The following is a 23250-nucleotide window of genomic DNA, read 5'->3' as shown; positions in this document are numbered from 1 at the left end:
GCACAGTCAATCCCCTATTCCATGGCAAAACCATTTCTTACCTTACTGCTCTTCCTTTTTTTCCAAATAACATTTCAGGCCTTTCCGCAGCGCTACGGCACCGCTCTAGGACTCCGATTTGGCAATTCGGATTTCAACAGGACACTAGGTTTGACGCTACAGCAGCGCTTAACTGAGCGAGTCACCCTAGAGGGAATCATCCAGTCTGATTTCAACCTAAATTCAACCTTTTCGCTATTGCTGGAGAGGCATAGGCCGATTATTTCCAAGCGATTCAACTACTACTTGGGCGGCGGAGCGTCCTTCGGCAAGGAAGAGTCTTTTGTGAAGAACCCAGCCACAAAGGAGATAGTCCACACCTACGGTAATGCGACTTTTGGCGTGGACCTCGTGGCCGGTATCGAGCTCACCATCGCAAATGCAGTCATCGCGCTCGACTACAAGCCCAATATCAATATCAGCGGAAGAGAGGAGTTTTATCGGGGCCAGGTCGGCATTTCTGCACGTACTGTTTTGGTGAAAAGCAAAGAACAAAAAAGGCGGCAAAAACAAAGACAAAAAGCCAAAAAGGCGTCGCAACAGCAGACTAAAAAGCCCTTTTCAGATCTATTTAAGTAACTGACCTAGCTTATCCAATTCGGTTTTTAAGGTAAACTTTCTCGTGGATTTCTGAATTCTTCACCAGCGAACGGTACCATTTCATCCTCAACAAGTTTTTTTCCTCCTCTGAAAGAAGAAAGTTCTCTATTTCCGCTTTTTGGGCTTTTCTCACTAGATCAAAAAGAAATATCGAAGCCGATACCGAGATATTGAAACTATCAGTAAAACCCAACATGGGAATATGGACCAAACCGTCCGCTTTGGATTTGACCTCTTCTGATATTCCTTCGTGCTCGTTGCCAAAAACCAACGCAAGCTTTGCATCCGCCTGCAGATCATAGATCGACATCGAGCCCGGCTCTGGGCTGGTGCCGTAGATTTTATAGCCCTTTTCCCTAAGGCTGTCAAAGCAGGCGTCCACTGAGGTTCCATCTTCCCTGTAGTACTTGTGCAAATCCACCCATTGGGAAGCACCTCGAGTCACGTATGGATTTACTTTGTACTTGTTGGTCTTTTCAATCACATGTATGTCCTGCAGTCCGAAGCAATCACAAGTCCGGATCACCGCGCTTGCGTTGTGGGGCTTAAAAATATCCTCCAAAACGACTGTGAGGTGCCTGGTCCTTTTGGATAAGACCTGCTCCATCACGGATTTCTTGTGTTCGGTGATGTATTGGCCGAGGTAGTCGAGCAGGCCTGGATCAAAGTCGTTTTTTTCTTTTTCGCTAGGCATCCCTGTGTTATTTCAAAATAATCCCAAAGGCGCATAAACAAACTTTCCAGAAGCCTAAACTTCCGGAAAGCTTGCCTGTCAGCTATCTGTACGATCAGAACAAGCCCAATTGCTCCTCGTCGTCTTTCTTTGGGCTGAGGTCGATCGTGCTACCTATCTCGAGTTCCTGTTCAGAAGGCCTAGGAGTTTCTGCCTCATCCTCAGATTCGGACTCGCCTGCCTTTTCAGATTGGATTAGCGAGATATCCTTGACGGGATAGGTGCTCAGCTTGTTTCCAATGGCTTTCCAGCCTTTTACATCGATCAGCATATCCAAGTCGTATTCGGTCACCTCCTCTTCTTTTCCTTTGATCAAGGTAACGGATACCTGGGGTTGACTCGCAGTCGAAACGACTTTGAGGAAAGACTGCTTGTGGTCGGAGATGAAGTTGAAGCGCTTGTTGACAGTTGTTGTCTCGATCAAGAACCGCTTGACAAAATAGATCTTGGTCGCCCCGTCAAAATAGATTGCCGAGAGCACTTTCTTGATGTCGAACTTTTCTATCAAAAGCACATCCGATGGCTCGTATCTATTGGTCAATTCGAAGCTGGTCAGCTCATAGTCTCCATTTTTATAGCAAACCAAAATCTTGTCATCGCCGAGGAAGTTGCCAATGAGCTTGCCTCGTTGGTCTGTATTCAATCGTCCCACCACCACGTCATAGTAAATATTCAAACCTCCAAGAGTTGATTTCCCTTCCATCTTGAACTGGATCTTGCGGACGGGATATTTCGTCAAAATATTTCCTCCTGCCCCACGTCCTTTGATTTCAATGTCTGCAAAATCAAAATCAAACACTTTGACCCTTGCTTTTGCCCCTTGGGTGAGGTAGACGGTCACCGTCTCAGCCTCGGCATTTGGGTTGGCTGTGAGGTAAAGTACTTTTGTCCCTTTAGTGCCCTTTGTCAGGTCGTATTCCTTATCCCGGGTGATTCCGCCGACTTGAAAGCGCTTTACCATGGATCGTCCAGATGTGCCATCGAGGTAGATCAAATTGAACGTCATTCGGTCGTCGTTCTTTCGAAAGACGCCAACGTACAAAATATCCTTGCCCATGAATCCCTTTTCCTGAATCCTGGATACCATGAACTTCCCATCCCGACGAATGGCAATCACGTCATCCAAGTCAGAGCAATCGCAGATAAACTCGTCCTTTTTCAAGCCATAACCAACAAATCCGTCGGCTTTGTTGACGTACAATTTTGCGTTGTTTGCTGCGACAACAGTTGCTTCAATCGTATCCAAAGCCCTGATTTCAGTCTTTCTCTCTCGCCCTTTTCCGTATTTGCCGAGTAGGCTTTGGTAGTATTTAATCGAATACTCTGTGAGGTGCTTCAAGTTGTAATTCACTTCTTTCAGCTCCTCCTGCAGACGCCTCATCAGTTCGTCTGCCTTGAATGCGTCAAATTTTGAGATTCTTTTGATCTTGATCTCCGTCAGACGAATCAGGTCTTCTTGGGTGATTTCTCTGTAGAAATCAGGCTTGTATGGCTCAAGGCCCTTGTCGATCGCCTGCAAGACCCCATCCCAAGTGGTGCACTCCTCTATGTCGCGATAGATTCGGTTTTCGATGAAGATTTTTTCAAGTGAGGAGAAAAGCAATTTCTCCATCAGCTCTGCCTTTCGGATCTCGAGCTCCCTTCGAAGAAGCTCCTTGGTCTGATGGGTGTTGTACTCGAGGATTTGGTTGACCGTCAGGAAAACTGGCTTATCCTCTATTATCACGCAAGCATTGGGAGAGATGGAAATCTCACAGTCGGTGAATGCATACAAGGCATCAATAGTGACATCCGGAGACACACCCGGCGTCAGCTGTATCTGAATCTCAACATCCTTCGCCGTGTTGTCCACGACTTTCTTGATCTTAATCTTGCCTTTGTCGTTGGCCTTGAGGATAGAATCGATCAGAGAATCCGTCGTAGTCCCATAGGGAATCTCCTTGATTAAGAGAGTTTTACTGTCTTCCTCTTCAATTCTTGCCCTAACCTTGATCTTGCCTCCCCGGATTCCTTCCTGATAGTCCGAAAAGTCCGCCAATCCACCGGTAATAAAGTCTGGCAACACATTGGTTTTGTTGCCTTTGAGGATCTCGATAGAGCCCTCGATGAGTTCGATGAAATTGTGCGGGAGAATTTTTGTGGAAAGACCGACTGCAATTCCTTCCACGCCTTGGGCCAACAGCAGAGGAAACTTGACAGGCAGCGTGACCGGCTCTCTCTTTCTACCATCATAGGAAAGCTGCCATTCGGTGGTTTGAGGATTAAATACGACCTCTAAGGCAAATTTTGACAGCCTAGCCTCAATGTATCTTGCCGCCGCAGCGCCGTCCCCAGTTCTGATGTCTCCCCAGTTACCTTGCGTTTCGATCAGCAATTCTTTCTGCCCTAGATTGACGATCGCGTCACCGATGGACTGGTCCCCGTGTGGGTGATATTGCATGGATTGGCCGATGATGTTGGCGACTTTGTTAAACCGCCCATCGTCCATTTCCTTCATGGCGTGCATGATCCTACGCTGTACTGGCTTCAGGCCATCTTCAATGGCCGGCACCGCTCGCTCCAATATCACATAGGACGCATAGTCCAAAAACCACTCCTTGTACATGCCCGTCACGGGCACGGAGGTATGCAGACTCTCGTCTGCACCATCTGCTAAGTTATTTTCGTCACTCATGTACTAATTCCAATTGCTCGTGTGCTGTTCAATTCGAGACATAATTTATGCTGCTTCTACCTCTTCCTCCTCTGCCTTTTTGGGATCTTCCAGAGCTAAGTCTTTTTCGATCTTTAGATTCTCTATGATGAAACTTTGCCTGTCCGGCGTGTTTTTCCCCATGTAAAAGGTCAAGAGATCTGAAATTTTGGTTTCCTTGTTCAGGATGATTGGCTCCAATCGTATGTCTTCTCCTATAAAGTTGCCAAACTCTTCCGGTGAAATCTCCCCCAATCCCTTGAAGCGTGTGATCTCTGGTTTGCTTCCGAGTTTGTGGATAGCACGCTGGCGCTCCTCATCAGTGTAGCAGTAGATCGTCTCTTTCTTATTCCTCACTCTAAAAAGTGGAGTTTCCAGAATATAGAGATGTCCGTTTTTCACCAGATCTGGGAAAAATTGCAGGAAATAGGTCATGATCAGCAGCCGGATATGCATACCGTCCACGTCCGCGTCGGTAGCGATCACGATCTTTCTGAACCTGAGATTTTCCACCCCATCCTCAATGTTGAGCGCATGCTGAAGCAGGTTGAATTCTTCATTTTCATAGACTACCTTCTTGGTCATCCCAAAGCAATTAAGCGGCTTCCCGCGAAGGGAAAAAACCGCCTGAGTCTGCACATCACGGGATTTGGTAATCGATCCGGAAGCCGAATCCCCTTCGGTGATGAAGAGCATCGTGTTGTTTTTCACCTCTTCATCGCCCTTGGCATCATCATAATGTACCCGGCAATCCCGCAACTTTTTGTTGTGGAGATTCGCTTTTTTTGCCCGCTCATTAGCCAGCTTCTTGATACCCGAGATTTCCTTTCTTTCGCGCTCAGACTGGAGAATTCGCTTCAGCAGCGCATCGGCGGTAGCTGGGTTTTTATGCAGGTAATTGTCCAGCTCTGTCTTGATGAAGTCGTTGACAAAGGTCCTCAGTGTAGGTCCGTCTGGACCAATACTTTGCGAGCCTAATTTCGTCTTGGTTTGGGACTCGAAAACCGGCTCCTGTACGCGCACAGCAATCGCAGCCACCACAGACTGCCGTACGTCAGACGCGTCAAAATCCTTCTTATAGAATTCCCGGATCGTCTTTACGATGGCTTCTCTGAAAGCGGCCAAGTGCGTACCTCCTTGGGTAGTGTATTGACCATTGACAAAGGAATAATATTCTTCACCATAGGAACCCGAGTGGGTGATCGCCACTTCAATGTCGTTGCCTTTGATGTGGATGATGGGATAGCGGATGCTTTCCTCGTCCACCTTGTTGGACAGCAGGTCAAAGAGTCCTTTGTCGGAAAAGTACTTCTTCCCGTTGTAGTTGATCGTCAGTCCGGCGTTGAGGTAGGCGTAGTTCCAGATTTGGTTTTCCAGATACTCCGGGATGAAATGGTAGTTTTTGAAAATCGAGGCATCCGGCGAGAAGATCGTCCTGGTCCCGTTCCGCTCCGAAGTCTTGCCGATAGGCGCGTCGTTGGTCAGCACGCCCTTTTCAAACTCCGCCATCTTGGTCTCGCCTTCCCGATAGGATTGCACTTTGAAATAGTCGGAGAGCGCGTTGACCGCTTTGGTACCGACTCCGTTGAGTCCTACTGATTTTTGAAAAGCTCCAGAGTCGTATTTTCCCCCAGTGTTGATCTTGGACACGCAGTCAATCACTTTTCCCAAGGGGATACCTCGGCCAAAGTCGCGAACTTCCACGCGGTGTTCGGAGATTTTTACCTCAATATTTCTCCCGTAACCCATCATGTGCTCATCGATGGAGTTATCCAGAATTTCCTTTACCAAAACATAAATCCCATCATCTTGGGCACTTCCGTCGCCGAGCTTGCCGATGTACATTCCCGGACGAAGGCGGATATGCTCTCTCCAATCCAGGGACTTGATGCTGTCTTCTGTATATTTAACTGGTTCTGCCATAATATTCGATTACGCTCCTTTTTGGATTTGTTTGAATTTGCCCACCAACAAGACCGCCAGCCCGATCACCCAGATCGCCAACAGCAAGGGCATGAGGTAAAAGAAAAAGTTGAACTGACTTGAAGCAATGACTTCTTGATTGTTGATCGAGTGTACAAAAAACACCAACAAGGCCAAACTCAGATTGATGATCCCACCAAATGAATAAAACCATGTGAGCAGGTAGTCTCTAAAGGGATCCCCGATTGGGAATATTCGGTGCAGCTTTTTGTTGGACTTAGTCTCGAGGGACTTGGGGGTAAACAGCGTGAATGCGTTCAGGATGAGAAAGATAGCCACCGTCCCGTAAAAAAAGCTGCTTTTGTCCACCGTCCGCGCCACTGTGCCATTTTCATCTACACTTAGGCCTATGGTCTCGGTGAGTGCTGAATAGAAATACAATAGAAAGAAAACGAAAAGTAAAATACTCGTGAAGTAGAATACTTTTCCAAATCTGTAATACATGCGAATGAGTGATTGAACGTGCTAATATAACCGATTTGAGCTAACCAAGGGAGCAAGTTGGACGATCAGGCCGAGGATAATTCCGACACATACTTTCGGAGATTTTTCAAACACATGAATGTCAGCGAACTTCCAATTTTGGGCTCGAGGGAATATTTTACTCCCTGAAGTTTTGCAACGGCCTCGACTTTTGAAGCCATCTTTGCAGGAAAATTCCTCTTTAGCATGCAAAAGACCTTCTATTCATTTCTGACTCTTGCTCTCCTAGGACTGGCCTCCTGTAGTGGGAAGATGGACGCGGGCGAAGTGAATTTGGACAATTGGAAATCGGATCGCTATGGTTGCTCTGGCCTTAGGATGCTGGAATTGGAGGCTTTCCAAGCGGTCAAGAACAATTTTTTGGGAGCCGACAACCAAGCCTTGATCAAAACATTCGGCCGGCCTGATCGGATAGAGCTGGTGGATAAAAGCCAAAGCTTTTTCTTCTATTTTATCGAGCCAAGCGGAGACTGCGAGGGCATAAAAGAGGAAAAAGAACCCCTGAAGGTTCTTTTTCGAATGAATGCTATCAGTAAGGTGTCCGAAGTCACGATCACAACCCTGAACCCATAAAGCAAAGCGCCGCCGCTCCAAGGGTACCCGCGTTGTTTTCCAGGGTGGCTTTCTTTAGCCTAAGATCCTTCACATAATAAGGTGTGAGGTATTTTCTGGTATTGTAATCTATGGTCGGCATCATGAACTCCAAGCCGGCTGAAATTCCTCCTCCGAAATACACATCCGTGACATCGAGTATCCGCACCGTCGAGACGATCGCCTCACTGATTATCTCAGCTACTTCTTTGAATACCATCAGGGAAACTTCATTCCCGGTTTTTGCGGTATCCACCAGCAGATGTGTACCAAGTTCTTTTCCGATCAGTTCTCCCGCTTTTTCCGGATAGGCGGAAATCAGATTTTCCATGATCCTGAGAATGCCATTTCTTCCGATCAGGGTCTCCAATCCTGCATTTCCTCGGGAAAGCATGTGTCCCATCTCTAGGGCATTGCCTCTGGAGCCTTTGAACACCTGTCCATCCAATATTAAGGCACTGCCGATACCCGTCCCCATCGTTATGAAAAGAAAATTTTCGGCCACGTCACCTTTGCCATAATAAAACTCGCCAATGGCTGCCGCGGCGGCATCATTTTCCATAAAAAATTCATGATTTGGATAACGCTCCAAAAGCCCTGCCTTCAAGGGAAAATTGTTGAGGTTGGGAATAGCCGGAATTTCCAAGGGAGTGGTTCGGTCTTTTGTGATCATCCCAGGGAGTCCAATGCCGACTTTGTCGACTTCAGGATATTTCTTGAGGTATTTTCCAAGTCCTTCGATGAAGCACTTTCCAAATCCTTCAGGATTGTCTCTATATGGCCTTGTATCTTCTTTCTGAAAGTCCAGCATAGTGCCTTTCCTATCTACCAATCCAATCTTCAGGTGTGTACCTCCTACGTCCACTCCCAAAAAAAGAGAATCCTGTTTGCTCATAGTGTTATTTATAGGTTTGATTGCCAAAAAAGCAAAAGAAATGCGTCACTTCCTATATTCTTTGCCGATCTCATAAAATATTTTGAGTACGGCGGGACAGACCAAGGTGTTCTTCAGACTAAGATCCAAAATCCCAAGCATGTTTTTCCGATCCGTATGAGGATACTCCCGGCAAGCCTTGGGGCGGTCTTCATATACCAGGCACTTATTGTCGGCACCCAAGAAGGGACAAGGCGCGGAACGCAGCACATAGTCACCGTCTGGGTCTCGAAAAAGATACTCGTCTATGAACTCGCTGCTCCTCATCCGAAATGTCTTGGCGAGCCTGTCAATGTCGGTCTGGATGAAAATCGGGCTGGTGGTCTTGCAGCAGTTGGCACAGTTTAGGCAATCTATATCCTCAAAGACCTCTTCGTGCAGGCTATGGAACTTGGCGTCCAAATCCCTGGGCTTGGTCTTTTTTAGCTTTTCCTTCAGCTTCTTGTTTGCCGGAAAATCGGATTTACTCTCTCTGGAAAATTTATTAATGTCGATCGTCAATCTTGCAAAATATTGAATTACAAATATTTAGAATATTTCACTATATTATTGTTCACTAAACCCAAGCGCCATGAGACTTCACCCTTCCGAACTGTATTTCTATCACAGCTCAGCACAGCCAATAGACAAGCAAACCAAGGCCTATGCAAAAACTCTGACTAGGTTTGTCAACGAGATAGATGTCATCAACGAGCCCATTACCGCCACACAATGGGACCAAATCCTACGCAAGCTGCAACTGAGGCCTAAGGACTTGCTAAACAGATCCCATCCCGACTACCAAAGCCAAATCGCAGGCAAGGACTGGGACGATGAGGGCTGGCTAAACATCCTGGTGAAATTTCCCCACTTGATCAAAAGCCCTATTGCCATCTTCAAGAACAAGGCTATCCTCTGCAGGACACCCAGTGATATACTTAAACTCGACTAGTCCTCGATTCGCGAGATGCCGTCAGGCCTGATGAGAATTTGTCGGGCTTTGTACAGCTGACCGATACACTGTTTAAAATGCTTTTTGGACATGCCGAGCAGCGCTTGGATTTCCGCCGGGTCGGACTTGTCGTGAAGCGGGAGAAATCCTTTGGAATCCAAGATTTCAAGGATTTTTTCCGCTCCTTCGTCGTATTTGACCCTCCCCATGGGCAATACCTGAAGATCGAGTTTACCGTCGTCGCGGCGTTTTTTCACCCACAGTTTTCTCTCCGAGCCAATTTCCAGCGGCTGGAAAACTTCGTTGGCATAAATCAAACCCTCGTAGCGATCCTCCAGCAATACCTTGTAGCCCAAGTCGCTTTTTTCAAAGATCAAGCCCTCGACCTCCTCTCCCGGTTGGTAATACTCAGGTGCAGGGAAAATGAACTCACGGTACTTGGAGACTCCGATCAATCGGTTGGATCTATGGTCGAGACAAAGTCGGATGAGGTATTTCTCCCCTTGCTTCATCGGCTTTCCCATTTCTGCATTGGGAACCAGGAGATCCTTTGGAAGGCCCCAATCCATAAAAGCACCAATCTTGCCCACCTCCTTCGCCTCGAGGACGGCAAACTCATCCAGAAGTACCTTGGGTATGGTGGTGACTGCCACCGGTCTATCCTCACTGTCGGTGTACACAAACACGTTGATGAAGTCCCCTTCTTTTTCATCCCCTTCGAGATAGCCCTTGGGCAAAAGGACTTCTTCCCCGTCACTGAGGGCCATGTATGCACCGTAGTCGGTGAAGCGATTGATTGGCAGTCTGCTGATTTGGCCGAGTTCTTTCATCCATCAAAGGTATGGATTAATCGTTTTTTGGAGCGTTGTTTTTTGCTGGGAGGAAAAGCCCGAAAGTCAACTGCCAAAATTGGATTTGGAAAGGCTTAAACTTAGTTTTGGAAAAAGCGGGATGCTCTCCATCAATGCTCAAACCCAAATCATAACGATTTTTGCTCCAAATAAAGTAATTATGAAATCTATCTCAGTCATCGGCTCCGGCACGATGGGAAACGGCATCGCGCATATTTTTGCCCAAAAGGGCTTTCGGGTATCGCTGGTGGACATCAAGTCAGAACTGCTGGAGAAAGCCCTCGCTACGATCTCCAAAAACATGGATCGTCAAGTAGCAAAAGGAATGCTAAGCGAACAGGAAAAAGATGCTTCGCTGGATCTAATCTCCACTTTTACGGAATTGGAAAAAGGAGTTGCAGAGGCAGATTTGGTCGTAGAGGCCGCCACCGAGCATCTCCCGCTGAAGCTGGAAATCTTTCGAAACCTGGATCAGCTTGCTCCAGCCGGGGCTATTTTGGCCAGCAATACCTCCTCGATCTCCATCACCAAGATCGCTGCCGTGACCCAACGTCCAGATCAGGTCATAGGAATGCATTTCATGAACCCGGTGCCTGTCATGAAACTCGTCGAGGTCATTCGCGGCTATGCCACTTCGGATCAAGTGACCAAATCCGTGATGGAGCTATCGCGAAAACTGGACAAAGACCCGGTAGAAGTCAACGATTACCCTGGATTCGTCGCCAACAGAATCCTGATGCCGATGATCAACGAAGCAATTTATAGCCTCTATGAAGGGGTGGCGGGAGTTGCGGAGATCGACACCGTGATGAAACTCGGCATGGCCCACCCCATGGGACCTCTGCAACTTGCGGATTTCATAGGTCTCGACGTCTGCCTATCCATTCTACGGGTGATGCAGGAAGGGTTTGGCAATCCAAAGTATGCGCCCTGTCCTCTTTTGGTCAACATGGTCGAGGCAGGCTTCAGGGGCGTGAAGACTGGCGAAGGTTTTTATAGCTACACCGCCGGAAGCAAGGATCTGATCGTCTCCCCCAGATTCTCCAAAATCTAAACCCGCAGCAAGAAATGCACCTAGCAGTATCCGGAAATATCGGTAGTGGCAAGACCACGCTTACCGAAAAATTGGCCAAACATTATGGTTGGAAGGCGGAGTTTGAGTCTGTGGATCAAAACCCCTACCTGCCGGACTTTTACGAAGACATGAAGCGATGGGCCTTCCATCTCCAAGTTTATTTTCTCAACTCCCGCTACAACCAGATTCGGAAAATCCAAGAAAGTGCTGTCTCGACCATCCAAGATAGGACGATCTATGAGGACGCATACATCTTTGCAGCGAACCTGTACAAAAGCAAGCTCATGACTGAGCGGGATTATTGGAACTACAGAAGCCTCTTTGACTCGATGATTACGCATGTCAAAGCACCAGACTTGCTGATCTATCTCAAAGCGGATATTCCCAAGCTGGTCGGCCAAATTGAAAAACGGGGACGATCCTACGAGACGGCCATGCGCATAGACTATCTAAAAAACCTCAACTCCCATTATGAAGAGTGGATCGCAGGATATAAGGAGGGAAAGCTACTCGTCGTCGATGTGAACAATCTGGACTTTGTGGAACGTCCTGAAGATTTTTCCTTTATCGTGGAAAAGATCGAGCGGGAGATGTTTGGCTTGTTTTCTTGACTTGCTATCTGGCTGGGTGCCAAAACCAAAATCTTAACCGTGGGTTTTCACAGCGGAAGTCTATGTGATTTTTCTCTTTAGCCAGTTGTACAGCATAGTCCGCTGCTCTTGTTTAGGATTGACTAGTAGCTGGTCTAGACGTTTGAGCGTTCCGCCTGTCATCAGTGTTTCGTAGGGAGAAAGCCGGATAAGTTTGTAACCATGTAGGCGAGTCTGCAAGTCGTATTGGGCGTCATTGTAGGCGGTCAACTTCCAGCCAGTAGCGCCATTGCCAGTCAGGTCGCCAGAATCTGAAGCTTCGCCAAAAGCAGTCTTGGCCACGGGCGGACCATTCCAAATCCGAAGTTGCATTCCAGCTTTGAGACATTCCTTTTCGTACGTTCGGCAGAGTCGTCTGTGTCCTTCGGCAAACCCAAAGTTCCATTCGGAATACATCTCGGACCGAAAGGTCGTCAGTCTATATCGGTTGAAATGCAGCTCGTCATCCCAGACCAGAAGAGTTCTTCCTAATTTGAAATCAAACTTGAGCTTTTCCAGAAGGGGAAAGCTTCCATTACCACCGAGGTCTTCAAATACTTCTTTGAGCCAGGATCTTCCTTTTGTGTCCAAAAAACTCGGGTTCAATTCCAGATCGATTTGCCAGTCGTATTCCGCTCCACCTTCCTTTAGTATATGGTCGAGCTGTCTTGTCATCAGATGTTCCATCAATTAGTTGTTGTCTCTGAGAATCTCCCAAGTATGGTCAGCGAGAAGCTTCACTTCCGCGACAAAGGTCGCCCAATCCCGCTTCCTCCCCCACTCCTCGGGAGCGATCATGCTTAGAAAGTCGGATCCCTCGGCTTTTTGGTACAAAAAATAGCGGTGGTTGATCAGCGGCTCAAAGGCCATGGTGGCTTGGTAGATTCGCTCGGAAACTTCTACCCGAGTTTGGATTTTCTTGGCTTGGTCGGCCAATAGCCTCATCTGCTCGTATATCTGGGCCATCTGCATGTCGGTCTGCGTGTGCATGGCCGCCACGGCACGCCCGGTGATCTTTCCTTGGTCTTCCGGTTTCACTACGGCACTTCCGTTGTGATGTGCATAGGGCAGCGTACACGGAGTCTCCGTGGTGGACTCTTTCATCCTTTCCAGGTCGATTTTCTCAACGTCAATCTTGTTTGCCGTCATTTTTTCTCAGCTTCGGTTTCAGACGAAATACGTTCTTTTAAATTCCCTTTGGAGCCAGGGAAAGTCGTCCTTCTGGAAATATCATAGCCGATCCAAAGCATGATTGCCATGAAAATGATAAAGAGAACCAGGAAAATTTTCTTGTTCTTCGTCATGTCTTCTTATTTCTCCATTTACGGGCAGTCCCGGAGAGAATTGTCGTTTGATCGCCCAAATTTAAAACTCATGAAAAGCAAAAGAGACTTTTGGGAAAATGTTTTTTGTTTTAACTTACTGACACCAAACCGCGATTTTTATCAGTTTACATCCTTCTTTTTCCGCACATGTACCATCTCATAAGCGAGCAGTCCATTTATCAGTACTTTGGAGACGATGATCCGGATATGATCCGTGAGATGATCCAAATCATCCTGGATACGAATATCAAGGATTTGAAGGAACTGGGTTCGTTCTACAAAGGCGGGGATTTTGCGACGATCAAAAAGCGTTGCCACAAGGCCAAGCCAAGTATGAGCTACATCGGTGCCATCAAAACCAGGAGGACACTTGAAGAAATCGAGGCTAACTTGGAAAATTCAGCCCCGCTCAATGACTCTCTTCAGGAGCAAATCAAGGTCATCGAAACCGAATTGACCAAGTTCGTTTCGGCAATTAACTGAATTTCAAACACCCTAATTCTTTCCCATGCAGAGAAAACTACTTCTTCTGCCGATTCTTCTTTTCGCTCTGACGGAAGTATCGGCACAATCCCCACTCTCAGTCGAACACATCATGCGAGATCCCAAGTGGATGGGAGTATTCCCCTCCTCCCCCGAATGGAGCGATGACGGTAAGACGATCTTTTTCAAATACAATCTAGAAGGAGACCCCACCGACTCCCTTTACAAGATAAATCTTGCAAACCCGTCACAAATTACCAAGGTGCATTGGCCGGAGGAAAAGGCTCTGGCAAGGCCTCAATCCGACCTCAATGCTGACCAAAGCCAGAGAATCTACAGGAAGGACAACCTGATTATGCTCGAAGATCTGGAGAAAAATACCAACACCACGCTCCTGGAGTGGCATGAGCCGGTGACCAATCTTCGGTTTTTGGCCAATGAAAATCGAGTCGCCTTCAACTCAAGCGGAAACATCTACGTTTTTGACCGAAGCTCAAAAACAGTCAGCAAAGTCACCAATATCTCTAGTGGCTCCAAACCCTCCTCCAAAGACAAGTCCGAGGAAAAAATCACTTTCCTCGAGTCCGAAAACCTAAAGCTACTCGACGTAGTGCGGGAGAGAAAAGAAGCTCAAGAAAAGTCAAAAGCCTATCGGGAATCCATTCGAGATGGTTTTGACGAATACACTTACTACACACAGGGTAAAAACCTCACCAACCTTCAACTCTCCCCGGATGAAAGATTCGCAACCTTCTCCATCTTCACGCCAGCAACCAACAAAAACACTGCAGTCCCCAACTACGTCGACGCATCTGGCTATACCGAAGACCTCAATGCGAGATCCAAGGTGGGAAACAGTCCAAGCAAAGTCGAGATTGGCATTTATGATCTGACAAGGGATACCGTTTATTTCGTATCCACCTCCGATCTTCCTGGCATCAAAGACCTTCCCGATTATGTAAAGGACTATCCAGAGAAGACCTGGGAGGAAAAAGAGCGTGCTCTCACCTTGTCCAGTCCTATCTTTTCCCCCGATGGAAAAAAGACTATTCTCCAAGTTCGGGCTTTTGACAACAAAGACCGATGGATCACAGAGGTAGACCTGGAAACTGGTAAACTTAAAACGCTTGATCGTCAGCGCGACGAAGCGTGGGTCGGAGGACCAGGTATAGGCGGAGGCTTTGGCGGTGGTACGCTGGGCTGGCTTCCTGACAACCAACACATCTATTTTCAGTCTGAAGCGACCGGCTACTCGCATCTTTATTTGCTGAATGTGGGGACTGGAGAGAAAAAAGCCTTGACCCAGGGTAATTTTGAGGTGTTTGATCCATTCCTTTCCAAGGACAAGAAGTCTTGGTATCTGACGACATCCGAAGTGGATCCAGGAGAGCGACACTTTTACAAAATGCCCCTGATGGGTGGCTCTATGGAAAAGCTCACTTCGATGACAGGTAATAACGCAGTAGTGCTCTCCCCCGACGAAAAGAAAATTGCCATCATCTATTCCTACAGCAATACCCCCGCGGAACTGTACCTCCAAGACAACAAGGCGGGTGCAAAAGCCCAGCAACTGACCTCAGGCCAAAGCGAGGAGTTCAAAGCGTATAAATGGCGAGATCCGCAGATCGTCAGATTTGCCGCGCAGGATGGAGCCCAGGTTCCGGCCAGACTTTATCTCCCTGAGCCTTCCAAGAAAAACGGCGCTGCGGTGATCTTCGTCCACGGTGCTGGCTACTTGCAAAACGTCCACAAGTGGTGGAGCAGCTACTTCCGTGAATACATGTTTCACAATCTCCTGACCGACCTTGGATACACTGTTTTGGACATTGACTACCGTGCTTCAGCGGGCTATGGCCGAGATTGGAGAACCGGCATCTACCGCCATATGGGCGGCAAAGACCTCTCTGATCAAGTCGATGGAGCCAAATTTCTCATGGCCGAACATGGCGTCACTCCGGGGAAAATCGGGATCTATGGCGGAAGCTATGGCGGATTTATTACGCTGGTGGCACTCTTTAACCACGGAGATGTCTTCACGTCTGGAGCGGCACTTCGCTCGGTGACGGATTGGGCACACTACAACCATGGCTATACCGCAAACATACTTAACACACCCGAAGAGGATCCGATTGCTTTTCGTCGCTCCTCTCCCATCTATTTCGCCGAAGGCTTGCAGGGGAATCTCTTGATTGCCCATGGCATGTTGGATGTGAATGTGCATTTCCAAGACGTGGTGAGGCTTTCTCAGCGACTGATTGAGCTTGGTAAGGACAATTGGGAAATGGCGGTCTATCCCGTAGAGGATCACGGATTTGTCGAGCCGAGCAGTTGGACGGATGAATACAAACGAATCCTCAAGCTCTTCAACAGTACTTTGCTCGACCAGAATTGATGAAAAGGGCGATTCCTACAGGCTTTGTCTTTGTGGTTTTGCTTCTCTTCTCCTGTGGAAAAGAGACTCCAAAACCTGAAACAAAAACTGGGCTGATTGCCGAAAAAGCGATGGTTGTGTCCGCACGTGAGGAAGCTTCGCGGATAGGGCTGGAAGTGCTCAAGAATGGCGGAAATGCCTTTGACGCCATGATGGCTACTGAGATGGCTTTGGCGGTAACCTATCCTTTTGCGGGAAACCTAGGTGGCGGAGGTTTCATGGTCTATCGAATGGCCGATGGTTCGGTAGGTTCGATGGATTATCGTGAAAAGGCTCCTGCTGCGGCAACAAAGGACATGTATCTCAATCCACAGGGGGAAGTAACCCCAGGTCTTAGCACTAAAGGTGCGTTGGCTTCGGGAGTCCCGGGTACAATCGCCGGAATATTCGAGGCACAGGCCAAGTTTGGAAAGCTGAGTCCGGCAGAGATCTTGCAGCCAGTCATTACCTTGGCCAGTGACGGATTTGTCGTCACCGAGAGGCAGGCTGAAAGGCTGCAGCGTGCAAGAAGACAATTTGTCGAAGTAAACGGCGCTGGAACGTTTTTCGATCGGGATATCCAGGCTGGGGATACACTGAAAATCCCCGCCTTGGCTGCCACACTCGAGCGAATCTCCCGAAATGGCCGCGACGAATTTTACAAGGGTGAAACAGCTCTGTTGCTTGCAGCACACATGCAGCAAAAAGGCGGCATCATTACCGAGGCGGATTTGGCAGGCTACGAGGCAAAATGGCGAGAACCACTGGTGTTTCCTTATCAAAACCTAAAAGTGATCTCCATGGCTCCTCCCAGTTCGGGGGGAATGACTTTGGCTCAGATCCTAAAAATGATCGAGCCTTATGACTTGCAAAAGCTTGGGCATCATTCGCCGGAATATGTGCAGGTTTTGGTCGAGGCTGAGCGCCGCGCCTATGCAGATCGCAACTATTATTTGGGAGATCCTGATTTTGTTAACATACCAGTAGATCAACTTCTTGATACTGTATATCTAAAGTCAAGGATGGAGTCATTCAGCTTTCAGGCAGCCACTAGATCGGAGGAGATAGCCCAAGGCGAGGTACACTTTTCCGAAAGCATGGAGACCACCCATTATTCTATCGTGGATGCTGAAGGGAATGCTGTTTCAGTCACGACGACACTCAATGGAGGCTATGGTTCCAAGGTTTTCATCGAAGAGTTGGGCTTTTTCATGAACAACGAAATGGACGACTTCAGCGCCAAGCCGGGGGTTCCAAATATGTTTGGGTTAGTTGGAGCGGAAGCCAACAGCATTGCTCCGGGAAAGCGGATGCTTAGTTCGATGACTCCCACTATCGTCGAGAAAGACGGTAAGCTCTGGATGGTCGTCGGAACTCCGGGAGGATCAACCATTATCACCTCCGTGTTGCAGACGATCTTGAATGTAGCTGAGTTTGGTATGGGAATGCAAGAGGCTGTAGAGTCCCCTCGATTTCATCACCAATGGCTCCCCGATCTGGTCAATTTTGAACCTGAATCATTTGACTCAACGCTGATTCTAACGCTAAAATCCCGGGGATACCTGATCAATGAGGGAAACAGCCCGGTGATCGGCAAAGTTGATGCAATTTTGATCTTGCCTGATGGAAGGTTGGAAGGCGGCGCTGATCCAAGGGGAGATGACAAAGCCCTCGGATACTAGTCGCCACCTTATTTTGCCAACTAGCCTTGAAAAACAGACGCAGTTCAAAATCAGGGGCAAAGCCGAAATAAAAATCCTAATTTAAGCCTAGACACTCTTGCAAACCCAACTTAACCATGAACAACAGAAGAGAATTTCTACAAAAATCAGCCTTGGGAATAGCTGGTCTGGCTATGGCACCTACTTGGATCCAGGGCGCCCCTGCCCTCATCAAATCGCTCAACAAGCCGGATTCGGAAATAAACGGAGTCAAGATCGGATGTATCACTTATTCCTTCCGATCCATGCCCGACCAAAGCGCAGAAGCTACATTGAAGTATGTCGTCGACTCAGGATTGTCTTCGATAGAACTGATGGGAGATCCGGCGGAAAGCTTTGCAGGGATGCCAAAACCGACTTTCAATCGGATGCGGGCTTCTCAGTTGGGGGGAAAGCAACGCCGTGGCGAGACCCTCACGGAGGACGAAACCAAGGAAATGGCTGATTTGCGGGCCCAAGCAGATGCCTACACCAAAGTGGTCGCAGACTGGCGGGCCAAGGCGGACATGAAGAAGTTTGAGCAGCTACGCAAGATGTACAAGGACGCCGGGGTAAGCATCTATGCATTCAAGCCAAGCGCCTTTGGAAGAAACAATTCCGATCTGGAAGTATCCTACGGCATGCAAGCCGCCAAAGCGCTCGGGGCGAGTCACGTGACCCTGGAGCACCCTTCTGACGATGCGCAGACGCTACGGCTCGGAAAACTTGGCGAAAAGAACAAAATGAACATTGGCTACCATGGACATGAGCAGGAAACTTTTACTTTTTGGGATACGGCTCTGGCGCAAAGTCCAAACAATGGACTGAACCTTGATGCAGGCCACTACATAGCTGCCGGACATAGCGATCTTATGCAACTGATCGAAAAGCAGCACTCCCGCATACTGAGCATGCATACCAAAGATCGTCAGACGCCAGCCAATGGCAAGGGGAATCTGGCTTGGGGAAAGGGTGACACCCCAATTCCAGAAATGCTGAAACTGATGCAAAAGAACAAATATAAATTTCCCGCGACGATAGAGCTGGAATATCAGGTTCCCGAAGGATCCGACGCCGTCAAAGAAGTCCAAAAATGCGTCGAATTTTGCCACAAAGCATTGGCTTAAAGAAGGTAAGGTCGTCTAAATTGATGTGCCACGGATAGGTGACCAACCTCTTGGGGGCACATCATTTTTTTGCTTTTTTACGATACCATTTCCTAGCGCCTACAGCAATTTCCTAGGTCTGTTTCCGATCTATTAGGCCTCTTAAGGTAAAGGAATCGGAAAACGGTCGCGTTGATTTACATTTTGAGACAAAAGCTTCCAAGGCAATCCCCCGTAGCGCTATTTGCGGAGGAATCGCGGAAGCCTTCCTTTTGACGAGCAGCTAGTTTGGTAGTTTCCAACTCACAACTTATTGCCTGTTTCCGTCGATTTGATAGAAACGAAAAATGAGTAAAACTGAATTGAGTACCGCAAAAACACCCCTGCCGAAGCCAAGTATCCACAAGGAGGACTGGCTAGAGCATCTGGAATCGATGACCGGCTCGGGCATTTGGGAGATGGATCTGGAAACGAAAAAACTGTCTTTTTCCAACGGTATCTACCGTCTTTTGGGGTTTCTTCCCCATGAGTTCACTCCAAGCTACGCTGGGCTGAAGTCCATTATCTATCAGGAAGACTTTCAATCCGTCAAAAACCATTTTGAATTATTCTTGGCTGGAGTGTCCAATTTCGATATCAAGCACAGATTGTTACAAAAAGACGGAAATCCAATTTGGGTTCTCTCCAAAGCCAAGCTTGTTTTGGACGAAAAAACCCGCCGTCAAAAACTGATTGGAACGCTTCAGGATGTGGATGACTTCGTCCAAACCAAGGAGAAGCTAAAGAGCGAAAAAGAGAATAACAGATCGCTGATCGAAAACCTGGACGGAGTTTTCTGGGAAGCTGACGCGCAGACCTTCGAATTTACTTACATCAGCCCGCAATCGGAAAAGACTATTGGCTATACTCCACAGGAGTGGATGGAGGAAAAAGATTTTTGGCAGAATCACATCCATCCCGAAGATCGGGAGATCGCGATAAAGACCTGCCATCTGGAGACGAGTCGTCACCAAGACCACAACTTTGACTACCGCTTCTTGACCAAAGTGGGAAAAACCATTTGGATCAATGACCGGGTGAACGTCGTTGTCGAAGACGGTAAACCGAAGAAAATCAGGGGAATGATGGTCGACATCACCCAGGAAAAAGAAGTCGCCCAAGCACTCCAGGAGGAAATCGGGTTTAATCAATCCCTGATCCAACAGCTTCCCAGTCTCTTTTTCCTATTTGATACCGACGGGAAATTCTTGCTATGGAATCACCAACTGGAGGAAGTGTCAGAGTACTCTGCTGAGGAGATCTCGCAAATGAGTCCCGAGGAGTTTTTTGCGCCTAAAGACAGCGCCATCTTCAATTCCTATTCCCGCAAGGTAACCGAAGACCGTCAGATGGACTTTACTCTGGAATTGCATACCAAATCCGGCAAAAGGATCCCGTTTCTTTTTTCAGCATCCCAGCTGACTTACCACGACAGGAACTGCATCTTTGGTACCGGCCAAAACATCTCCGAGTTGGCCGAAAGCAGAAAATCCGCTGCCCAGCATATTGAAAGATTCCAGATCGTCACCAGGGCAACCAGTGATGCGATTTGGGATTTTGAAGTGGAAAAGAAGAATCTGTATTGGGGCGAAGGATTTCTAACACTTTTCGGCTACGATCCCAAAGTCACCGAGACAAGCTTTGAATTTCTGTTGAACCTGATCCATCCAGAAGACCGGACGAGGATATTTAAGCTCATTCAGTCTTACATGGACCCGAGATCCACCAGAAGCCACTGGTTGGAGGAGTACAGATTTCTCAGGAGCGACGGAAGCTATGCTTTCGTGTTGGATAAGGCCATCTTTATCCGAGATGAACAAGGCATAGTCACCCGAGTGGTGGGTGCGATGCAGGACATTTCCAGCCAAAAGGAATTTGAAGAATCTCTTCAAAAGCTCAACCAGAAGCTGGAAAAAAATGTGAAGGATCTGGCAATTTCCAACCAAGAGCTTCAGCAATTTGCCTTTGTAGCTTCCCATGACCTCCAAGAGCCGCTCCGGATGATTTCCAGCTTCATGGGCCTGCTGGAGCGCAAATACAAGCATGTGCTGGACGAAAAAGCTTTGGAATACATCCACTTTGCAACCAACGGAGCCAGACAAATGCAGCGGATCATTCTGGATTTGCTGGAGCTCTCGAGGGTAGGAAAAGTGAGCGAACAAAAAACCAGCTTGGATATCAACGAGCTTGTTGAAGAGCTGGAGCACTTTATGAAGAAGGCCATAAAGGAGAAGAATGCCATGATCATCTACGAGGACTTACCCCAGATCTACTCCTACAAAACGCCGATTTTCCAGATCTTTCAAAATCTAATCGGCAATGGCATCAAGTACTCCAAAGCGGAAGTACCACCCATTATCACTGTGCGAGGCAAAGACCTCGACGAGGTGTGGGAGTTTTCCGTGGAAGATAATGGCATCGGGATAAGCGAAGAATATTTCAGCAAAATCTTCGTGCTTTTTCAAAGGCTTCACAATCAGCGGGACTACGACGGTACCGGGATAGGTCTTGCCATTGTCAAAAAGTCCGTTGATTACCTGCGAGGTGAGATCAGCCTCGAATCCCAGCCTGGAAAGGGATCCAAGTTTACCTTCACGATCAGGAAATAAGCCTTACCTCGATCACGCAACAGCCAGCAGTCCTAAAGAACTGAAATCGATTCATTTCTGAAATTTGGTTCAAAAAATTCCCATTTACCAAAAATAAATCCGTTCCGGATTCGTCCTAACTGACGAGTATCCGATCCGATGAATAGACTGTTGACTCTGGCTTTTGTCCTGATTTCCTTTTACTCCAGCGCTCAAAGCTGGACTTACGAATCTTACCATAAATACAATGAGGCCACTTTTTATCGAATCGAGGCGCTGTACGAAGCCATAGACTTTGACCATGTAAATTTCCCCTTGCTTCAGGCCGCCATATTCTACGCCACCAACGAAGAGCGGGTAAAAGCCAAACTGAAGCCCTTTGAATTCAGGTCAGAGATCGAACTCGTCGCCTCCGGACATGCCCAAGACATGGTCAAATATGGCTTTTACTCCCACACGAGCAGGATTCGGATCAAGCGTTCGGTGCGGGATCGTTTTCATTTGGAGGGCTTGAATCCAGAATTTTTCGGAGAGAATATCTGCTCCACCTATGGCCTGCAATACCAAGCTGGCAGAAAAGTAAACCCTCCCTACCCTTCAGGTGAATTCACCTACGCTTTGACCTCCAAGCGCGAAGTGATCCCACCCCACACATATCTTTCCTTCGCAAAGTCGGTCGTCAAGCTCTGGATGGAATCCCCAGGCCACCGGCAAAACATCCTCAACCCCCAATTCAAAAAGTTGGGCTGTGGGGCAAGAGTGTATCGGGAGAAAAACTTCTATAACATGCCCTATTTCATGGTTGTCCAGAACTTTGGAAGTGATTGATCGTCCTCTTTAAAACCAGCTCAATTCCAGTCGGAATCGGGCAGGATGGGAAAAGGTAGAAATGGCCAAACCATTTCAACTCCGTCGGAGCAACTTTTCGGCATCAAATCCAGTTTGTCTACTGAATTCAAGTTCAATTGATGAAAAGAAGGACTTTTCTTACTGCTCTAGCGGCGGCGGCCCCTGCAGGATATTTGCTCACCACCGTCGATTTCAACTCCGATACAACTTTGAACCACACATACAACCCCAAACTCCCCTATGACAGAGTTCCCAGCGATTGGAAAGGAACACCTCGTCTAAGCAATGGCCTTTTCCAAAACCTGCACCATCCTTTTGAGGCAAGCCTCGCTGCAGTGGTCAAATGGAAGTTCAGCAAAAATCCCCAAGAAGAAGAAAAAAAGACGGACAAGCGAAGACTGGAAGTGCACCAGATGCCGAATCCGCTCCCCAGTGGAAAAGATCAGCTGATCTGGCTGGGACATGCCAGCTATCTGATGCGTCTCGCCGGAGTTACGATCCTTACAGATCCCGTCTGGATAGACAACTGGGCCCTTAAACGTCATTCAAAGCTCCCCCTAGTACCGGATCAATTGGGGAAAGTGGATTATATATTGGTTTCCCATGACCACCGGGATCATTGCGATGAAGCGACCCTGAGGCTTTTGGGAAAACTCATGCCACAAGCGACAATCCTGACTGGAATGAACATGTCCCCACTTCTCAAGCCCTGGATGCCCAAGAATCCTATACAAGAGGCGGGCTGGTTTCAGTCCTACGATCTCAAAGAATCCTTGAGGATCACCTTTGTACCGACGCGGCATTGGTCCAGGCGAGGACTCACCGATACTAACCAGCGACTTTGGGGTGGGTATTTCATCGAGAGTGGTGACAGAAGCATTTATTTCATGAGCGACTCCGGATATGATCGGCATTTCAAGCTAATCGCTGATACAATGGGATCCCCTGATTACGCAATCATGGGCGTGGGTGCGTTTAAGCCGGAGTGGTTTATGCATCCAGTCCATACCAGTCCCATGGACGCGGCCCGGGCATTTATGGAGATGGGTGGAAAGCATTTCATCCCCATGCACTTTGGCACCTTTGACCTTTCCAACGAACCACTACTTGAGCCGCTGGACTGGCTAAAAGCCAATCCTGTCGCAGTAGACGGTAGGATGATCTATCCCGTCGTAGGAAGAAATCTGCTTGCCTAGGGCCAGTCGGAAA

The 23250-nt window shown here is 47.9% G+C and carries 21 protein-coding genes; 12 read left to right on the top strand and 9 right to left on the bottom strand.

From position 1 onward, the window contains the following. Positions 1 to 21: 21 nt before the first annotated feature. Entirely contained in the window at positions 22 to 618 is a 597-nt protein-coding gene (locus tag J0A67_RS07425; protein ID WP_206568683.1) for a hypothetical protein, read from the top strand. A gap of 10 nt (positions 619 to 628) precedes the next feature. Here the strand turns inward: J0A67_RS07425 and J0A67_RS07420 are convergent, their stop codons facing one another. The 4 genes from J0A67_RS07420 to J0A67_RS07405 all read right to left on the bottom strand — a co-directional run bounded on the left by J0A67_RS07420 (position 629) and on the right by J0A67_RS07405 (position 6491). Further along, the gene (locus J0A67_RS07420; RefSeq protein WP_206568682.1) at positions 629 to 1333 is read right to left on the bottom strand and encodes a TrmH family RNA methyltransferase; all 705 of its coding nucleotides are present in this window, start codon (positions 1331 to 1333) and stop codon (positions 629 to 631) included. 94 nt (positions 1334 to 1427) lie between these two features. Then, the gene (locus tag J0A67_RS07415; RefSeq protein ID WP_206568681.1) at positions 1428 to 4046 is read right to left on the bottom strand and encodes a DNA gyrase/topoisomerase IV subunit A; all 2619 of its coding nucleotides are present in this window, start codon (positions 4044 to 4046) and stop codon (positions 1428 to 1430) included. A gap of 45 nt (positions 4047 to 4091) precedes the next feature. Next, positions 4092 to 5987, bottom strand: a complete 1896-nt coding sequence (locus J0A67_RS07410; RefSeq protein WP_206568680.1) for a DNA topoisomerase IV subunit B — start codon at positions 5985 to 5987, stop codon at positions 4092 to 4094. Between the two features lie 9 nt (positions 5988 to 5996). After that, positions 5997 to 6491 carry a DNA topoisomerase IV gene (locus J0A67_RS07405; protein WP_206568679.1) on the bottom strand — a complete coding sequence of 165 codons (495 nt, stop codon included), beginning with the start codon at positions 6489 to 6491 and terminating at the stop codon, positions 5997 to 5999. Between the two features lie 225 nt (positions 6492 to 6716). Between J0A67_RS07405 and J0A67_RS07400 the strand changes: the two genes are divergently transcribed. Beyond that, the gene (locus tag J0A67_RS07400) at positions 6717 to 7103 is read left to right on the top strand and encodes a hypothetical protein (protein ID WP_206568678.1); all 387 of its coding nucleotides are present in this window, start codon (positions 6717 to 6719) and stop codon (positions 7101 to 7103) included. On the opposite strand, the gene J0A67_RS07395 is transcribed toward J0A67_RS07400, so the two are convergent. Next, a complete protein-coding gene (locus J0A67_RS07395; protein ID WP_206568677.1) occupies positions 7084 to 8016 on the bottom strand; it encodes an ROK family protein in 933 nt (310 codons plus the stop codon). The two genes, J0A67_RS07400 and J0A67_RS07395, sit on opposite strands and share 20 nt — an antisense overlap. Positions 8017 to 8061: 45 nt before the next feature. Continuing rightward, positions 8062 to 8556, bottom strand: coding sequence for a YkgJ family cysteine cluster protein (locus J0A67_RS07390; protein WP_206568676.1), 495 nt, complete (start codon positions 8554 to 8556; stop codon positions 8062 to 8064). A 70-nt stretch (positions 8557 to 8626) separates the two neighbouring features. Between J0A67_RS07390 and J0A67_RS07385 the strand changes: the two genes are divergently transcribed. Further along, a complete protein-coding gene (locus J0A67_RS07385; RefSeq protein ID WP_206568675.1) occupies positions 8627 to 8986 on the top strand; it encodes an arsenate reductase family protein in 360 nt (119 codons plus the stop codon). Here the strand turns inward: J0A67_RS07385 and J0A67_RS07380 are convergent. After that, positions 8983 to 9816 (bottom strand): CvfB family protein, encoded by an 834-nt coding sequence (locus J0A67_RS07380; RefSeq protein WP_206568674.1) that lies wholly within the window; start codon positions 9814 to 9816, stop codon positions 8983 to 8985. The genes J0A67_RS07385 and J0A67_RS07380 overlap by 4 nt on opposite strands. Before the next feature lie 181 nt (positions 9817 to 9997). Here J0A67_RS07380 and J0A67_RS07375 point away from each other — a divergent pair, with 181 nt between their 5' ends. Together J0A67_RS07375 and J0A67_RS07370 are read left to right on the top strand one after the other, a co-directional pair. Beyond that, a complete protein-coding gene (locus J0A67_RS07375; protein ID WP_206568673.1) occupies positions 9998 to 10891 on the top strand; it encodes a 3-hydroxybutyryl-CoA dehydrogenase in 894 nt (297 codons plus the stop codon). 14 nt (positions 10892 to 10905) lie between these two features. Next, the gene (locus J0A67_RS07370) at positions 10906 to 11523 is read left to right on the top strand and encodes a deoxynucleoside kinase (RefSeq protein WP_206568672.1); all 618 of its coding nucleotides are present in this window, start codon (positions 10906 to 10908) and stop codon (positions 11521 to 11523) included. 60 nt (positions 11524 to 11583) lie between these two features. Here J0A67_RS07370 and J0A67_RS07365 read toward each other — a convergent pair whose 3' ends face one another. Both J0A67_RS07365 and J0A67_RS07360 read right to left on the bottom strand, forming a co-directional pair. Beyond that, the gene (locus J0A67_RS07365; protein ID WP_206568671.1) at positions 11584 to 12228 is read right to left on the bottom strand and encodes a DUF7255 family protein; all 645 of its coding nucleotides are present in this window, start codon (positions 12226 to 12228) and stop codon (positions 11584 to 11586) included. A 3-nt stretch (positions 12229 to 12231) separates the two neighbouring features. Next, complete coding sequence (locus J0A67_RS07360) at positions 12232 to 12690, bottom strand: DUF2452 domain-containing protein (protein ID WP_206568670.1); 459 nt, start codon at positions 12688 to 12690, stop codon at positions 12232 to 12234. 323 nt (positions 12691 to 13013) lie between these two features. On the opposite strand from J0A67_RS07360, the gene J0A67_RS07355 reads away from it, so the two are divergent. The 7 genes from J0A67_RS07355 to J0A67_RS07325 all read left to right on the top strand — a co-directional run bounded on the left by J0A67_RS07355 (position 13014) and on the right by J0A67_RS07325 (position 23237). Beyond that, positions 13014 to 13349 (top strand): Hpt domain-containing protein, encoded by a 336-nt coding sequence (locus J0A67_RS07355; protein WP_206568669.1) that lies wholly within the window; start codon positions 13014 to 13016, stop codon positions 13347 to 13349. A 25-nt stretch (positions 13350 to 13374) separates the two neighbouring features. Further along, entirely contained in the window at positions 13375 to 15741 is a 2367-nt protein-coding gene (locus J0A67_RS07350; protein WP_206568668.1) for a S9 family peptidase, read from the top strand. Continuing rightward, on the top strand, positions 15741 to 17441 hold the full coding sequence (ggt, locus tag J0A67_RS07345; protein WP_206568667.1) for a gamma-glutamyltransferase: 1701 nt from the start codon (positions 15741 to 15743) through the stop codon (positions 17439 to 17441). Before J0A67_RS07350 ends, ggt begins: the two co-directional genes overlap by 1 nt. A 116-nt stretch (positions 17442 to 17557) precedes the next feature. Continuing rightward, the gene (locus J0A67_RS07340) at positions 17558 to 18586 is read left to right on the top strand and encodes a sugar phosphate isomerase/epimerase family protein (protein ID WP_206568666.1); all 1029 of its coding nucleotides are present in this window, start codon (positions 17558 to 17560) and stop codon (positions 18584 to 18586) included. 326 nt (positions 18587 to 18912) lie between these two features. Continuing rightward, positions 18913 to 21213, top strand: coding sequence for a PAS domain-containing sensor histidine kinase (locus tag J0A67_RS07335; RefSeq protein WP_206568665.1), 2301 nt, complete (start codon positions 18913 to 18915; stop codon positions 21211 to 21213). A 138-nt stretch (positions 21214 to 21351) separates the two neighbouring features. Further along, entirely contained in the window at positions 21352 to 22020 is a 669-nt protein-coding gene (locus J0A67_RS07330) for a CAP domain-containing protein (protein ID WP_206568664.1), read from the top strand. 140 nt (positions 22021 to 22160) lie between these two features. After that, positions 22161 to 23237, top strand: coding sequence for an MBL fold metallo-hydrolase (locus J0A67_RS07325; protein WP_206568663.1), 1077 nt, complete (start codon positions 22161 to 22163; stop codon positions 23235 to 23237). Positions 23238 to 23250 lie beyond the last annotated feature (13 nt).

This window comes from Algoriphagus aestuariicola (assembly GCF_017254835.1).
Classification (GTDB): domain Bacteria; phylum Bacteroidota; class Bacteroidia; order Cytophagales; family Cyclobacteriaceae; genus Algoriphagus; species Algoriphagus aestuariicola.
Note: the sequence above shows the minus strand (reverse complement) of the source record. Positions and strands in the feature narration are given on the sequence as shown.

Bases quoted from the DNA above. Each gene is read 5' to 3' on its own strand.
- J0A67_RS07425 (WP_206568683.1), top strand. From the start codon at position 22: ATGGCAAAACCATTTCTTACCTTACTGCTCTTCCTTTTTTTCCAAATA.
- J0A67_RS07420 (WP_206568682.1), bottom strand. From the start codon at position 1,333: ATGCCTAGCGAAAAAGAAAAAAACGACTTTGATCCAGGCCTGCTCGAC.
- J0A67_RS07415 (WP_206568681.1), bottom strand. From the start codon at position 4,046: ATGAGTGACGAAAATAACTTAGCAGATGGTGCAGACGAGAGTCTGCAT.
- J0A67_RS07410 (WP_206568680.1), bottom strand. From the start codon at position 5,987: ATGGCAGAACCAGTTAAATATACAGAAGACAGCATCAAGTCCCTGGAT.
- J0A67_RS07405 (WP_206568679.1), bottom strand. From the start codon at position 6,491: ATGTATTACAGATTTGGAAAAGTATTCTACTTCACGAGTATTTTACTT.
- J0A67_RS07400 (WP_206568678.1), top strand. From the start codon at position 6,717: ATGCAAAAGACCTTCTATTCATTTCTGACTCTTGCTCTCCTAGGACTG.
- J0A67_RS07395 (WP_206568677.1), bottom strand. From the start codon at position 8,016: ATGAGCAAACAGGATTCTCTTTTTTTGGGAGTGGACGTAGGAGGTACA.
- J0A67_RS07385 (WP_206568675.1), top strand. From the start codon at position 8,627: ATGAGACTTCACCCTTCCGAACTGTATTTCTATCACAGCTCAGCACAG.
- J0A67_RS07380 (WP_206568674.1), bottom strand. From the start codon at position 9,816: ATGAAAGAACTCGGCCAAATCAGCAGACTGCCAATCAATCGCTTCACC.
- J0A67_RS07375 (WP_206568673.1), top strand. From the start codon at position 9,998: ATGAAATCTATCTCAGTCATCGGCTCCGGCACGATGGGAAACGGCATC.
- J0A67_RS07370 (WP_206568672.1), top strand. From the start codon at position 10,906: ATGCACCTAGCAGTATCCGGAAATATCGGTAGTGGCAAGACCACGCTT.
- J0A67_RS07365 (WP_206568671.1), bottom strand. From the start codon at position 12,228: ATGGAACATCTGATGACAAGACAGCTCGACCATATACTAAAGGAAGGT.
- J0A67_RS07360 (WP_206568670.1), bottom strand. From the start codon at position 12,690: ATGACGGCAAACAAGATTGACGTTGAGAAAATCGACCTGGAAAGGATG.
- J0A67_RS07355 (WP_206568669.1), top strand. From the start codon at position 13,014: ATGTACCATCTCATAAGCGAGCAGTCCATTTATCAGTACTTTGGAGAC.
- J0A67_RS07350 (WP_206568668.1), top strand. From the start codon at position 13,375: ATGCAGAGAAAACTACTTCTTCTGCCGATTCTTCTTTTCGCTCTGACG.
- ggt (WP_206568667.1), top strand. From the start codon at position 15,741: ATGAAAAGGGCGATTCCTACAGGCTTTGTCTTTGTGGTTTTGCTTCTC.
- J0A67_RS07340 (WP_206568666.1), top strand. From the start codon at position 17,558: ATGAACAACAGAAGAGAATTTCTACAAAAATCAGCCTTGGGAATAGCT.
- J0A67_RS07335 (WP_206568665.1), top strand. From the start codon at position 18,913: ATGAGTAAAACTGAATTGAGTACCGCAAAAACACCCCTGCCGAAGCCA.
- J0A67_RS07330 (WP_206568664.1), top strand. From the start codon at position 21,352: ATGAATAGACTGTTGACTCTGGCTTTTGTCCTGATTTCCTTTTACTCC.
- J0A67_RS07325 (WP_206568663.1), top strand. From the start codon at position 22,161: ATGAAAAGAAGGACTTTTCTTACTGCTCTAGCGGCGGCGGCCCCTGCA.